Source organism: Nitrospinota bacterium (assembly GCA_035528715.1).
In the GTDB taxonomy this organism is placed as follows: domain Bacteria; phylum JADFOP01; class JADFOP01; order DATKYB01; family DATKYB01; genus DATKYB01.
This window is the reverse complement of sequence record DATKYB010000076.1, coordinates 1-13,486: the sequence shown is the minus strand read 5'-3', so window position 1 is coordinate 13,486 and position 13,486 is coordinate 1. Positions and strand designations below refer to the sequence as shown.

General features: G+C 36.2%; 21 protein-coding genes and 1 tRNA gene. 17 read left to right on the top strand and 5 right to left on the bottom strand.

All coding sequences use genetic code 11. The features are described from left to right. Both atpB and VMW81_06140 read left to right on the top strand, forming a co-directional pair. Positions 1–424: F0F1 ATP synthase subunit A (atpB, locus tag VMW81_06145; protein HUU50518.1), on the top strand; the 424-nt coding region annotated here is incomplete at its 5' end. 25 nt (positions 425–449) lie between these two features. Continuing rightward, positions 450–791, top strand: a complete 342-nt coding sequence (locus VMW81_06140) for an ATP synthase F0 subunit C (GenBank protein ID HUU50517.1) — start codon at positions 450–452, stop codon at positions 789–791. A gap of 54 nt (positions 792–845) precedes the next feature. Here the strand turns inward: VMW81_06140 and cutA are convergent, their stop codons facing one another. From cutA to miaB, 3 genes are all read right to left on the bottom strand, one after another. After that, positions 846–1,163, bottom strand: coding sequence for a divalent-cation tolerance protein CutA (cutA, locus tag VMW81_06135; protein HUU50516.1), 318 nt, complete (start codon positions 1,161–1,163; stop codon positions 846–848). Between the two features lie 198 nt (positions 1,164–1,361). Continuing rightward, entirely contained in the window at positions 1,362–1,853 is a 492-nt protein-coding gene (locus VMW81_06130) for a bifunctional nuclease family protein (protein ID HUU50515.1), read from the bottom strand. Positions 1,854–1,867: 14 nt separating this feature from the next. After that, the gene (gene miaB / locus VMW81_06125) at positions 1,868–3,193 is read right to left on the bottom strand and encodes a tRNA (N6-isopentenyl adenosine(37)-C2)-methylthiotransferase MiaB (GenBank protein ID HUU50514.1); all 1,326 of its coding nucleotides are present in this window, start codon (positions 3,191–3,193) and stop codon (positions 1,868–1,870) included. 246 nt (positions 3,194–3,439) lie between these two features. Here miaB and VMW81_06120 point away from each other — a divergent pair, with 246 nt between their 5' ends. The 3 genes from VMW81_06120 to VMW81_06110 all read left to right on the top strand — a co-directional run bounded on the left by VMW81_06120 (position 3,440) and on the right by VMW81_06110 (position 5,209). Beyond that, positions 3,440–4,858, top strand: a complete 1,419-nt coding sequence (locus VMW81_06120; GenBank protein ID HUU50513.1) for a hypothetical protein — start codon at positions 3,440–3,442, stop codon at positions 4,856–4,858. A 58-nt stretch (positions 4,859–4,916) separates the two neighbouring features. Continuing rightward, positions 4,917–5,108 carry a lipopolysaccharide assembly protein LapA domain-containing protein gene (locus VMW81_06115; protein HUU50512.1) on the top strand — a complete coding sequence of 64 codons (192 nt, stop codon included), beginning with the start codon at positions 4,917–4,919 and terminating at the stop codon, positions 5,106–5,108. Between the two features lie 26 nt (positions 5,109–5,134). Further along, positions 5,135–5,209, top strand: a tRNA-Thr gene (locus tag VMW81_06110). A 261-nt stretch (positions 5,210–5,470) separates the two neighbouring features. Here VMW81_06110 and VMW81_06105 read toward each other — a convergent pair. Next, complete coding sequence (locus VMW81_06105; protein HUU50511.1) at positions 5,471–5,815, bottom strand: P-II family nitrogen regulator; 345 nt, start codon at positions 5,813–5,815, stop codon at positions 5,471–5,473. 725 nt (positions 5,816–6,540) lie between these two features. Then, the gene (locus tag VMW81_06100; protein ID HUU50510.1) at positions 6,541–6,807 is read right to left on the bottom strand and encodes a bacteriophage holin; all 267 of its coding nucleotides are present in this window, start codon (positions 6,805–6,807) and stop codon (positions 6,541–6,543) included. 636 nt (positions 6,808–7,443) lie between these two features. Between VMW81_06100 and VMW81_06095 the strand changes: the two genes are divergently transcribed. From VMW81_06095 to VMW81_06040, 12 genes are all read left to right on the top strand, one after another. Next, a complete protein-coding gene (locus VMW81_06095; GenBank protein HUU50509.1) occupies positions 7,444–7,635 on the top strand; it encodes a hypothetical protein in 192 nt (63 codons plus the stop codon). Between the two features lie 425 nt (positions 7,636–8,060). Further along, positions 8,061–8,312 (top strand): hypothetical protein, encoded by a 252-nt coding sequence (locus tag VMW81_06090; GenBank protein ID HUU50508.1) that lies wholly within the window; start codon positions 8,061–8,063, stop codon positions 8,310–8,312. A gap of 73 nt (positions 8,313–8,385) precedes the next feature. Beyond that, the gene (locus VMW81_06085) at positions 8,386–8,916 is read left to right on the top strand and encodes a universal stress protein (protein HUU50507.1); all 531 of its coding nucleotides are present in this window, start codon (positions 8,386–8,388) and stop codon (positions 8,914–8,916) included. Between the two features lie 62 nt (positions 8,917–8,978). Next, positions 8,979–9,509 (top strand): universal stress protein, encoded by a 531-nt coding sequence (locus VMW81_06080; protein HUU50506.1) that lies wholly within the window; start codon positions 8,979–8,981, stop codon positions 9,507–9,509. 69 nt (positions 9,510–9,578) lie between these two features. Beyond that, entirely contained in the window at positions 9,579–10,337 is a 759-nt protein-coding gene (locus tag VMW81_06075; protein HUU50505.1) for a Na+/H+ antiporter subunit E, read from the top strand. A 24-nt stretch (positions 10,338–10,361) separates the two neighbouring features. After that, entirely contained in the window at positions 10,362–10,628 is a 267-nt protein-coding gene (locus tag VMW81_06070; GenBank protein ID HUU50504.1) for a monovalent cation/H+ antiporter complex subunit F, read from the top strand. Continuing rightward, the gene (gene mnhG / locus VMW81_06065; protein HUU50503.1) at positions 10,629–10,931 is read left to right on the top strand and encodes a monovalent cation/H(+) antiporter subunit G; all 303 of its coding nucleotides are present in this window, start codon (positions 10,629–10,631) and stop codon (positions 10,929–10,931) included. It begins immediately after the preceding gene. Then, a complete protein-coding gene (locus tag VMW81_06060) occupies positions 10,928–11,173 on the top strand; it encodes a hydrogenase subunit MbhD domain-containing protein (GenBank protein ID HUU50502.1) in 246 nt (81 codons plus the stop codon). Before mnhG ends, VMW81_06060 begins: the two co-directional genes overlap by 4 nt. After that, positions 11,170–11,454: a hydrogen gas-evolving membrane-bound hydrogenase subunit E gene (mbhE, locus tag VMW81_06055; GenBank protein HUU50501.1), complete on the top strand. Its 285-nt coding sequence runs from the start codon at positions 11,170–11,172 to the stop codon at positions 11,452–11,454. Before VMW81_06060 ends, mbhE begins: the two co-directional genes overlap by 4 nt. Further along, a complete protein-coding gene (locus VMW81_06050; protein ID HUU50500.1) occupies positions 11,451–11,867 on the top strand; it encodes an MnhB domain-containing protein in 417 nt (138 codons plus the stop codon). The genes mbhE and VMW81_06050 overlap by 4 nt, the downstream gene beginning before the upstream one ends. An 8-nt stretch (positions 11,868–11,875) precedes the next feature. Then, a complete protein-coding gene (locus VMW81_06045) occupies positions 11,876–12,259 on the top strand; it encodes a cation:proton antiporter subunit C (protein HUU50499.1) in 384 nt (127 codons plus the stop codon). Continuing rightward, positions 12,256–13,486, top strand: a 1,231-nt coding sequence (locus tag VMW81_06040; GenBank protein HUU50498.1) for a proton-conducting transporter membrane subunit, incomplete at its 3' end; no start/stop codon positions are given. The genes VMW81_06045 and VMW81_06040, both read left to right, overlap by 4 nt.

Here is a 13,486-nt window from a genome sequence, read left to right as displayed (position 1 = left end):
TTTCATCTACATATTGATATCAAACCTATTAGGTTTGATTCCTGAATTCTATCCTCCCACAATAAATCTCAATACAAATTTTGCCATAGCTTCTATTGTATTTATCATGTATAATTATTACGGTTTTAGAGAAAATGGATTGAGCTATATCAAACACTTTACGGGTCCTATGTGGGCTTTGGCTATTCTTTATTTTCCTATAGAGATATTTAGTCACCTTTTCAGGCCGGTTACTCTTTCAGTCCGACTCTTTGGAAATATCTTTGGGGACCACAATGTGATTGAAATCTTTCAAGGGTTAATCCCTATTGGCGTACCCGTACTTTTCATGTTCTTAGGGATTATAGTTGCTATTATGCAGGCTTTTGTTTTTGCTCTTTTAACTATAATATATATTGCTCTGGCAGTATCTCACGAACACTAAAAGTATATTGAAAGGAGGGGATTAGATGAAAAAGGCTTTTGTTTATTTTTTTATTACTTTAGTCATAGTGGGTTTTTCCGCTGCTATTTTATTAGCAGCAGAAAAGCCAGCAGCTGAAGGGATCAGTGCTAATGGTGGTGTTACAAAAGGGATGATAGCCATTGCTAGTGGCGCAACAATAGCAGCAGCTGCTCTTGGAGGAGCCTTGGGTCAGGGCAAAGCCGTCTCTTCTGCTATGGAAGGGATTGCTCGAAATCCAGGTGCCCAAGAGAAATTGTTTATACCTTTGATTCTCGGATTGGTCTTTATTGAATCATTGGTAATCTATTCACTTGTGATTGCGTTCTTTCTTCAGGCGAAAATTTAAAAAATCCTGAAAATAAAAAAAGATGGAGGAGTATTATTTATGCCTCCATCTTTTTTATCCACAATTTTCGTCTATCCATGCCAGGTATCTTTTAGAGCCAGAGCTAATTGATAAAGAGATAACTTCAGGGACCTCGTAGCTATGGTTATTATTTATAAATTCAATAATCTCTTTAGATTTCTCTTTCCTGCTTTTCATGATTAATAAAATTTCCTCTTCATTGTAAACTTTTTCTTTCCATTTATATATTGATCGTATCTTTGGGACAAGATTTACACAGGCGACCAAACCTTTCTTAACCATTTCTGTGCCCAATTTTTCTGCCTCATCTTCAGAAGGAAAAGTGCTTAATAAAACAATATATTCACTCAATATTTAAACCCTCCATTTTTTTGTCATTTTTTTAAAATAGATAAATAATGAAATGAGTTATTTTTTTAAAAAGATGAAAAATCTAAATTAATAAAAGGAAGTTGCATAGGAAAAAATATAATGAAGATAAATTAGAAAATAGAGTAAAAGGGATATGTGTCATCCTTATGGAAGGTTTCTTTGCAATTTTTAGTTATTCTACATCTCATATTTACCAAAATCTTCAGGTTTAAGTTTCTCTAGCCACTTCTTCCATTTTTCTTTATCATCATCTTTTAAATCTTGATCTGATAAGTCTAAACTCTTAGCTTCTTTTAGAACCTTCTTTGTAACAAAGATAGGGGACTTGACCCTTAATGCAAGGGCAATAGCATCGCTGGGTCTGGAATCTATGTTGATTTCCGCCCCATTTAAACTGAGAGCAATGGTAGCATAAAAAGTGTTATCTTTTAAATCATTGACAATCACCTTCATTACTTTTGCTTTTAGTCCTTCCAATATATTTTTAATCAAATCATGAGTCATGGGCCGTGGAGTAGGAACTTTTTCAATCTCAAGAGCAATAGCATTCGCCTCAAAGATCCCCACCCATATAGGCAGGGCCTTTTCATTATCTTTGTCTTTAAGAATGACTATAGGCATGTTTGTTAATGGATCAAGGGTCAGACCTTTGACTTTCATCTCTATCATAACTTTACCTCCTCTTAATTTCCTCTTATTAATTCTCCCTCTAAACTGTAAAGACCACCTTTTTTAATGTATATATTGATTGTTTTGCCGATTAGATCTTTAGATCCATAAAAATTAACAATTTTATTAGTTCTTGTCCTGCCTGTTAGTTTGTTTTTATTTTTCTTACTCTCACCTTCTACAAGAATTTCTTCTATCTTTCCTTCTAGTGATTTATTCTTAGATAGGGTAATCTCTTTTTGTATACTGAGAAGATCATCAAACCTTTCCTGTTTTTTCTCTGCACTAACCGTCTCTTTCAATAGTGCTGCCTTTGTTTCAGGACGAGGAGAATATTTAAACAGAAAAATAATATCATACTTTATATCTTGTAACAATCTTTTTGTTAACTGAAAATCCTCTTCTTTTTCTTCTGGAAAACCAATGATAATATCTGTTGTAAGCCCTATGTCAGGTATCAGTGATCTTAACTTTGTAATAATTTCTAAATAATGTTCTGCCGTATACCCCCTGTTCATCTTTTCAAGTATTCTGTCTGAGCCAGACTGAATGGGAAGATGTAAATGTTCACATACTTTAGGGAGTGTAGAGATCCTTTCTATTAATTTTTCAGAAATATCTTTTGGATGAGAAGTGATGAACCTGATTCTTTCTAAGCTATCAATCTGATTGACTTTTTCTAAAAGATCGGCAAAATCTCCTTCTCCCTTAATGTCATTACCATAAGAATTAACGTTTTGACCTAATAAAGTAACCTCTTTATAACCTTCGTTAGATAATCGGGCGCATTCATCTAATATCAAAGAGCTTGGCATGCTCTTTTCTCTTCCTCTGGTATAGGGAACCACACAGTAAGAACAATAATTATTGCACCCATGCATGATACTGACCCATGCTTGAATCTTACTCTCTCTATAGATCGGTGAAGAAAAATTAAAATCTACGGACTCATCTAATATCTCAACAACCTTTTCATTTCCATATCTGAAATTATGGAGAAGCTGTGGAAGATTGTGAATATTATGTGTGCCAAATATAAGATCAACAAACGGAACTTTGTTCAGAATCCTTTTCTTTTCCTTTTGGGCTATACATCCGCAAACACCTATAATGAGATGGGGGCTTTTCTCCTTGAGTTTCTTGAGTCTTCCTAATTGACTGTATACTTTCTGCTCGGCCTTTTCTCTGACACTACAGGTATTCAATAATATCATATCTGCCTTCTCAATATTGTCTGTAAGAGAATAATTTTCTTCTTTTAGAATTCCAGCAATTCTTTCAGAATCATGTTTATTCATCTGGCAGCCATAGGTAAGTAATGACAGCTTTTTTTCAACCATAAACCTCTCCAGCTTAATAAGAAAGAATATAGCATCAAATTGATATTTGTCAATAGAGAGGATTGATAAAAGCTCTATTACCCTATATTTATAATCTTTTAAAATTGAATTATAAAAAAAGATGTTGTATAATTTGCAAGAATTTATTTGGGAAAGATCTTTTTATTGGTATTTTTTTATTTAAGTTCAACTGTTTAAATAAAAAGTATCACAAAAATAGTTGATTTAAGATAGGAGTAAGAAAAGGTGCTTCAGTTTATTAAAAAAATAGGGGAAAGCAATATTGCAAAGACTATTCAAAAGGTTTTTCTGGGAAAAGAAAAAAAGCTAAAGAAACGTAAGGCTAGTCCGAGAAAGTATAAAAGGTTAAAAAGAAGCATCTTAGCTATTGATGAAGAAGCAAAACTTCAGGTAGAACAGATAGGAGATGCTGATATCCTTGTTGGCATACCAAGCTACAAAAATGAAAGGACAATAGGCCATGTCGTCAGAGCAGCAGAATACGGCTTGGCGAAATATTTCCCAAAATTTAAATCTGTTATTGTAAATTCAGATGGGGGATCCCCTGATAGGACAAAGGAGATTGTTAAAGAAACCAGTATCTATTCACAGCTGGATACTATTTTGATTGACCACCCTGTTTACCCTGCCTCACAGGTAGTGGCTGCATATAATGGAATTCCCGGCAAAGGAAGCGCTTTTAAAGCTATCTTTGAGATTGCGCAAGCATTAGGGGTAAAAGCTTGTGCTGTGATAGATTCTGACTTAAGAAGTATCACGCCGGAGTGGTTTGAACTCTTACTTGGACCGATTATCCTTAAAGGATATGATTTTGTCTCTCCTTTTTATCAGAGGCATAAATATGATGGAACCATAACGAACATGGTTGTATACCCTTTGACCAGAGCCCTTTATGGTCTTCGCCTTCGACAGCCAATTGGTGGAGACTTTGGTTTTTCAGGTGAGTTGACTGAGAAATATCTTAATGAGAAATATCTTAATAAGAAGGTTTGGGAAACAGATGTGGCTCGTTTTGGTATAGATATATGGATGACAACTGTAGCAATAAATGAAGGATGTAAGATGTGTCAGGCCTTTCTTGGTAGTAAAATTCATGATGCAAAAGACCCCAGTAAAGATCTCGAAAGTATGTTTCAACAGGTAGTAGGTACCGTTTTTAAATTAATGGGAGAGTATGAAGATAAATGGAAACCTATTAAGAGCACTCGTCCAACCGCCTTTTATGGATTTAGATCTGAAACCTTTCCTGAAGAACTTTATGTTGATCTAGAAGCAATGATTCAAAAATTTAAACAGGGATTTCAGGAAAACAGAGACTTTTGGTCAGAATTTGTTCTCAGGGAAAATATGAATGCATTAGAGGAGATTGTTGCTCTGGATAGTTCTCATTTCAAATTTCCTGCAGAGCTCTGGGTGAAATTGATCTATGACTTTGCCATTGCAAGATTTAAACGTGCCCATAAAGAAGAGGTTGGAACCACAAGAATTGTTGAATCTTTAACCAGTCTCTATTTTGGAAGAATTGCTTCTTTCGTCATTGAGACAAAAGACATGCCCACATATGATGCTGAAAATGTGATAGAGGCCCAGTGTGTTGAGTTTGAAAGATTGAAGCCCTATCTCATTGAAGGGTGGAAGAAATAAGAAAGGGTTTAAATCGGTTAAGACTTCTTTTTCATAAATCATTAAGGGAGGTGAGCCCATGTCCCCTAAACTTATAGCTGGTTTAGTTATTGTAGCATTAGTAGCAATATTTATTGTGCAGAATACAGAGGTGGTAGAAGTAAAGCTCTACTTTTGGCCGATAGAGATGTCCAGATCCCTGCTTCTCTTGGGCACTTTGATTATCGGATTTATCCTGGGATGGATAAACTGTAAGCTAATGCGTAAATAACAAAAATAACATTTATTGTAAAAAAAGCCGGCGTAGCTCAGTGGTAGAGCAACTGATTCGTAATCAGTAGGTCACTGGTTCAAATCCAGTCGTCGGCTCCAGTAAAATCAAGGACTTATGCCTTTTCACTTCATCTTACTCCTGCTAAATTGTGCACTTTTTGTGCACTAAATTTTTGTGAACTGATAACATCATCCAATAGCTCTAACGCGTTTACCTTATGGCTTGGTGCAAGGTGTGCATAGCGGAGGGTCATTGTGAGGGTTTTCTGTTCTAGCAGTTCTTTAATTTGACTAAGTCCATTATATTATAAACTGGCTTCACCTTATATAAAGCCTCAACATATTAACTCATAAACCATCCTAAAAAGTAATGGCATCCTCGCCCCTATCACCTGTTCTTACCCTTAATGCATCATCGATCGAAGATATAAATATCTTGCCATCTCCAGAAGTGCCTGTTTGAGCATAATTTACAATTGTCTCCAAAGCCTGCTCTACTAATCTATCAGGAACAACAGTCTCTAATTTCATTTTGGGTCTAAAACCCGTAAGATACTCTTTTCCTATCTTTAATTCTGGATGCCCCCTTTGACACCCAAAGCCATATACTTCGCTCACGGTCATTCCCCCTATACCTATCTTAATAAGTCTATTCCTTACCGCTTCCAACCTATGGGAGTTGATAATCGCTTCGATCTTTTTCATTGTTTCATCTCCTTTCTTTTAGAATACCTCCATAATATCTCCATTAATCTACCTTACCATTGAATCCCTTTTTTCCGTAAGTAATCTTGTGCTTCTTTAATGCTTAATCTAGCAGCTGTTTTATAGTCATTGACGGCCTCCTTATAATCACCAAGTAATAAGAAGGTATCCCCCCGGCTATAATAAGCTTTTGCAAAACTCGGGCTCAGCTCTATAGCCTTACTGTAGCCTTTGATGGCTTGCTGATACTTACTAAGTCTAAAATAAGCACTTCCACGGTTATGATAAGCTTTTGCAAACTTTGGATTAAACTTTATAGCTTTGTCATGGTCCTTGATAGCCTGCTGATATTTGCCAAGTTTAAAATAAACGTTCCCACGGTTATAGTAAGGTTTTGAAAAACTGGGGTAAAGCTCTATAGTCTTACTGTAGTCCTTGATAGCTTCCTGATACTTACCAAGTTTAAAATAAGCATTTCCGCGGTTATTATAAGCAAGTGCGTCTTTCGGGTTTAATTCTATAGCTTTGTTTAAAGCATCAATCGCTTCTTTGTAGTTGCCTGAATCGAATAATTCCTTAGCCTTATTATCCCAATCTACAGCGCTCTCGGCAAAGATTATACAGGGAGTAATTATTAAAGAAATTAAAACAAAAAGTAATAATGTTAATCTTTTTATTTTTTCACACCCTTTTTTTAAGAATTACAATAAATAATGTATTTATTATTATTGTTTCATTCTTAGGAATACATTATAAAACCAAGCAAGTAGAAGACCTTCAACAAATCCAAGAATAAATCCCCAAACAGCTCCCATTATGCTTCCAAAGATTGTTGAAGAATATCCGAGCAATATAGAAGATACTAAATCTACATAGGGTCTACCTAAACCAGAAATCAAAGCTACTAAACCAAATGAAAATAAAACAATTGCAGTCAGCGTTCCTAAAGCAAGACCAAAACTTAATATATCCAAACGAAGTTTCTCTGTCATTTTTTCACCTTCTTTCTTTTCAGTTATTTTTTAACATAGAATTTTTAACATAACTTAACAAGAGTTTTAAAGTCTTGCTTGGTATTCTTTCTCCGTTTTCTAATAGATAGATATAATTTCGAGATACACCTAAAAGAGAAGCCAACTTACTCTGGGAAAATTTAAATCTTTTTCTGAAATTCTTTATATCTTTTGGTTTCCAATCTTTCATATAGATAATATATGCTAACTATATAAGCATTGTCTATAAATCTTTTCTGTAGAATTTAGAGAAGATATTTTAGGAATCTATTGATTATAAGAATATTATATTATAGCCAATTGATTAATAGATCAACGGTTTAAACCGATCGTCAGCTTCCTACCCATCAAAACAGCAAAAAACTATTGCAAAAATATCTTTTTCTGTGATAGAAAATAAAAGATTCACTTTCACGCTCTAATTCCACTTCCCGTTGATAATCCAGATGAGTTTTTGGTTTGGTTCTTCCTGTGAGCCATTCATTTAGAAAAATCAACAGAAGAGAGTTAATTTTAATGGCTATTTTTTAAGATGGAGAAAAGAGTCTCATAAGGGTTTTTTGACCCTTTTTAGAACTATTAATGATAATTTTTTATTATTTACAAGGGGGGCATATGGCAAAGGTAAGAGTTTACGCAGGTCAAAATTTGTATGAGGCGGACTCTGTTGAACTAAACAAGGAATTAAAGAACATACCATATATTGAAATAGAAAACCCTGAGCATAGTGAATCATACTCAAAAACAAGATGTAAGAAGGTTCTCATACCTAAAAGCATGGCTATAATAGAGTATTTTGAGGAATAAAGCAGACCCCTAAAGACCGTTAATTACCTATAGCGGATATTAAGAATACATATTTTTTAACTTTACAAACAGCAAAAAACTTTAGCCAAAATTTCTTTTTGAAAGTGCTTGTCAGGGATGAAGAAATTTAATAATTGTATATGATGTTGTGCATGATTCTAATTAAATTTTAGACCAAGAATAATAGTAACCAAGCTGGTGAATATTTTACCAATCACCAATGAGTGGTTTTTTTAAAGCCAAGTTTTTCTTTTCTTTTTATTCTTCTCTTTAACCCCCTTAATTTTTTATCTTATTGTTTTCAAAGGACAAATTATTTTATTTTCCCTCTCTATTTTAATATGGAATGCTTATTGCCTATATAGTCTGATAGGTAAGAAGGTTGGGAGTATTTTTCAAAGGTTTTACAGAAAGGGGATTAAGAGATGCGAGCTGACAATCTTCTACGCAAAACAGGTAAAAAATTATGGATAATTGTGACCTCAGAAAAAGATGAAAAGGAACTAGGCCTGGAGAAGTTAATTCACAACCGATTGCTTTTTATTCCTAAACCCTATGATTCGGACATTATTGAAGAAACAGTAAATCAGATTGCTAAGTTTAAAGCTGATGAGAAAAGAGCTTCAAAAAACTCTGCTCGGAGATTATTAGCCCGGTTTCTGGGTCGGGAGGCTTAAGCCTTTTTTCTGTCTTTGAGATTAAACTAAGACAATGTTTTTTAGAGGAACAAAAAGAGAGGAGGTGAGATAAATGGAAAAGAAGGAACAAAACAGAAAAATTGAAACAGCTGTTAGAGTAGAAAAGAAAGAGGAAGCCCTTTTTTACACAACCGAGGAAATGTTTGGTACAAGAGGTTCGATGAAGCTTAGGTGGCCCCCACGTCACATTCTGGTTCCTCTGAATGGAGAGAAGGAAGGGAGGCGCATTATACCCTTTGTAACAGCACTGGCAAAGACCTGTAAGGCCAAGGTTACGCTTTTTACTGTAGCAAGACCCTTCCAGTGGTCTTTGGCAACACCTTCGATTCCTGCGCCAACTACCGCAGCACTGGAAAGCCGCCTCATTCATTTTGTAATGGAAATGCGTGTCAAGGGAGTTGATGTTGATTTTGGAATACTCAGAGGGGAAAAGAAAAAGATAATAGAAAAATTAAACAAGGACATGGATGCAGACCTGATTATTTTGGACAATCGTTATCGACACAGATGGCTTAGATATCTAAAGGGAAAAGACATTGTTCCATTGATTGATCATCTTAATATTCCAACAGTTGTTATATAAAATCCAAAAATGGAAAGACAAGGCAGGCTTTAAAAAGAACAAAAAGAGGGGAGGTGAGAGAAATGATAAACAGGGAAGAAACCGGACATACGGAGGTTGCTTTTAGAGAAGAGGAGAAAAAGGAAACTCTTTTTTACACAACTGAAGAGATGTTTGGTACAAGGGGTAGTATGAAGCTTCGCTGGCCTCCACGTCATATACTTGTTCCTTTAAACGGGGAGAAAGAAGGGAGACGGATTATACCCTATGTGGCAGCACTGGCAAAGACCTATAAGGCCAAGGTTACGCTTTTAACTGTAGGAAGACCCTTCCAGTGGTCTTTAGCAACACCTTCCGTTCCTGCGCCAACTACAAAAGCTCTAGAAAGCCGCCTCATTCCTTTCGTAGTGCAACTGCGTGAAGAAGGCGCTGATGTTGATTTTAAGATTCTTAGGGGTGAAAAAAGTAAAGTCTTAAAGAAATTAGTCAACGAAAATGACACAGATCTGGTGATTTTAGCTAATCGGTGCCGGCATTCTTGGCTAAGATATTTGCAGGGAATCGATTTTGTTCCGAATATTGATCGGTTCCGTGTACCTACATTTATAATCTAAGTTTTTAGTATATAAAATTTAAAAGAGAAAAGTTTTTTATGAAGTAGTAAGCAATATAGGTATGGGAAAATGGTTGAAAAAAGTATAAAAGATGATACAGGGATAATGAAGGAAGATGCGGAGCGATTAAAAATCCTTATCTATGATAAAGATGAAGGAAATAGGGAAATACTATCCAAAGCCCTGAAAAACCATGAGGTGACATCTCGCCATCCTAAAACCGAAGACTTAATAACTGATTCAGATTTACTAGATATCGACCTTTTGATCCTTGATCCTGAGAATCCAGCAGCCTACAAATTGCTGAAAAGGGCCTGCACCTATTATCCTGATAACTTGGGTCGGTTGGTGACCTTCTTTTTTCTCTACGGTTTTTGGATAACTCTCTCTGGCAAATATGATCTTTTTCATCTCTCTTTGGGTTTTATCTGTTCTTTTTTGGTAGGTTGTGTTTCCCATGACCTTCTTTTTGAAGATATAAGGGCGAAAAACAGGCTTCTCAGTATAGCAAGATTTATATGTTATTTACCTTGGCTCATTTATCAGATCATATTGGCAAATATCCACGTTGCCTGTTTGATCCTCAATCCCAAGATGCCAATCGATCCAAAAATAATACGATTCAAAACAAAATTAAAAAGCGATATTTCTATGGTCACTCTGGCAAACTCCATTACCCTTACCCCAGGTACGATTACGATGGACATCATCGATGAGGAATTTTATGTACACGCATTGAGTAAAAAGGTCGCGGACGATCTTCTAACAGGAGAAATGGAAGCAAGGGTTGCGTATATCTACTTAGAAGGAGAAAAATTTAAAAAATGAACCATCATTTTAAGGAATAGAGGAATGATAGATTTCTTTTTAACAGTGAGCGTAATAATCCTTTTCTTAGTATTTCTCTGTCTCTATAGGGCTGTTTTTGGTCCTGGAATCATCAATAGGATGATTGCTGTCAATGTGATTGGGACAAAGACCATTGCTATTATTTTATTTATGGGATTTATCTTTAAGAGAATCGATTTTTTTATAGATATATCGATGATCTATGCCTTGATTAACTTTATCGGCACCTTAACCTTCTCTAAATATTTTGAAAGAAAAGGGGTTTTTTAAATGCATATTGTTTCTATCGTTCTCATTATATTGGGGACTTTCTTCCTTTTAGCAGGCACGATTGGTCTTCTTCGTTTTCCAGACTTTTATACAAGAATGCATGCCACTGGAAAATGTGATACCTTAGGAATCCTTTTGATACTTGCGGGGCTTGCCCTATATCACGGTTTATCCTTAGGAAGTGCGAAAATAATCATTATTGCCATATTTATATTTTTAACAAGCCCAACAGCCACTCACTCAATTGCAAGAGCAGCCCTAAGAAATAAAATTCCTCTTTGGAAAAAGGAGAAGAAAAAATGATTTGGCAACTGAATCTCATATTACTCGTATTTGCTGTTATTTCGGCAATAGGAGCCATTGCTGTTAAGGACCTTTTAAGTTCTACTATACTCATGGGGGCATTTAGTTTTTTTATGTGCCTATTATGGGTTGAGATGGGAGCGGTTGATGTTGCATTTACAGAGGCTTCAGTGGGGGCAGGGGTAACGACGATTCTCTTTGTAATCGCCGTATTCAAAACAGAGAGGAGGACAAAGGATTGAGAATTTTTTATTATATTTTAACCTGCATAACAGGTCTTTTGCTTATTTACGGGGTTTCTGATATGCCAAAATGGGGAGATCCTCATCAACCAGCGAGCATTCATGTATCACCAAGATATATAGAAAAGACCCTTGAAGAAACAGAAGTCCCAAATATGGTAACTGCTGTGCTTGCAGATTACAGGGGTTTTGATACATTCGGAGAGACAACGGTTATCTTTACTGCTGCTGTTTCTTGTCTTCTTATTCTTAGAAAAAGAAGAAAGGAGAAGGATGTATGATTGATAAACACGAAAGCATTATTATAAAGATGATTTCTCGAATTCTTGCCCCTTTTGTCCAGCTTTATGCCCTCTATGTAATTATGCATGGCCACACGAGCCCTGGAGGTGGTTTCCAGGGTGGAGTGATTCTGGGTGCAAGTTTTATTCTGCTGGCTATTGCTTTTGGAATAGATGAAGTGAAAGAAAGATTTGCCGAGAGAATATTAACCACTTTTACTAGCATGGGAGTTTTTATCTATGGTTTTATAGGGTTTGTATGCTTTATCCTTGGGGCAAACTTTTTAGATTACGGTATTCTTCCAGTAGTAGAACCGCGCGGTATGGGAATGCTCGGTATTGAAATAGGGGTAGGTATCACAGTTATGGCAGTTATGGTATCGATTTTTTATGACCTTTCAACCTATGAATAGGTGATAAGATGTTAGAGTTTTTAGTCGGAAAGTTTAACTATTATATTTATATTTTTCTCATGATGATCGGTTTTTATGCCATGATTGGGAAAAGGAACCTTGTAAAAAAACTCATTGGGATGAATATCTTTCAGTGGTCGATTATCCTCTATTTTGTCTCTATCGGAGCAAAAAAAGGGGGGAGCATTCCTATTGTAGAGGGATTATCAGGGCACGGGGCTCATATTGTTTCACATGCTTCTCAATATGTGAACCCTCTCCCCCATGTTCTTATGCTTACGGCAATTGTTGTGGGTGTTGGAACGACAGGGGTCGCATTAGCATTGCTCCTTAGAATTTACAATAAATACAAGACACTGGAAGAGGATGAAATCTTGAGGAAGATGAAATGAATATATATCAACTCCCTTTTCCTATTATTGTTGTATTTTTCCCTTTATTTTTCGCTTTTTTAATCCCTGTCTTGGGATGGTGGAAAAAGAGCCTGTGTTATCCATTGGCTATGATAGCTGTTTCAATATCCTTCTTTTCATCTCTAATCGTTGCAAATAGGGTCTTACGTTACGGTCCTTTACATTATTATCTGGGTGGCTGGGAACCTCCGTGGGGGATAGAGTTTTCCATTGACCATCTCAATGCATTCATAGCTGTTTTGGTAACATCTCTTTCATTTCTCGTAGTGATATATGCCAAAAGAAGTGTGGAAAAGGAACTACCGGGGAAAGAGATTCCCTTTTATTGCCTATTTCTCTTGCTCTTTACTGGTCTTTTAGGGATTGTCTCAACAGGAGATATGTTCAACCTTTATGTATTCCTCGAGATTGCATCCCTGTCATGTTATGCCCTTATAGCTGTAGGAAAAGATAGGGCACTGGTTGCCAGCTTTAGATATGTAGTGATGGGGACTATAGGGGCCTGCTTTTATCTCCTTGGTGTCGGTTATCTCTATATCGTGACAGGATCACTTAATATGGGGGATTTAGCGGTTTTGCTTCCCCCGCTATATGGGAATGCAGTAGTTCAAACAGCTTTTGTTTTCATTTTGATTGGCCTTGGTATAAAGATAGCTCTTTTCCCCCTTCATACCTGGCAGCCCGATGCTTATACCTATGCTCCTTCTGTGGTGAGTGTGATGATATCAACAGCAATGGCAAAGACCTCTATTTACGCATTAATAAGAATAATTTTCTCAGTATTCACGCTGAATTTCATCACCGGTTTCCTGCCTATATTCGATATTATTTGCTGGCTCTCTGCGATAGCCATGATTTTTGGCTCTATATATGCGATAATGCAGTCTAAGTTGAAGAAGATGCTTGCATATTCAAGCATAGCAAATGTGGGATATATCATACTTGGCATCGGGCTTTCCGTTTCCACAACCATGGGACTGACTCCGGCATTAATGCACATACTGAATCACGCATTGATGAAGGGATGCATGTTTATGGTAGCAGGTGCATTCATTTATAAGGCAGGTTTGTGGGATATAAACAATTTTGTGGGATTGGGAAGGAAGATGCCTTACACATGCCTTGCCTTCATTTTAGCTGCTTTGGCAATGATAGGAATGCCACCAAGTGTGGGATTTATCTCAAAGTGGTATTTAATACTTGCTG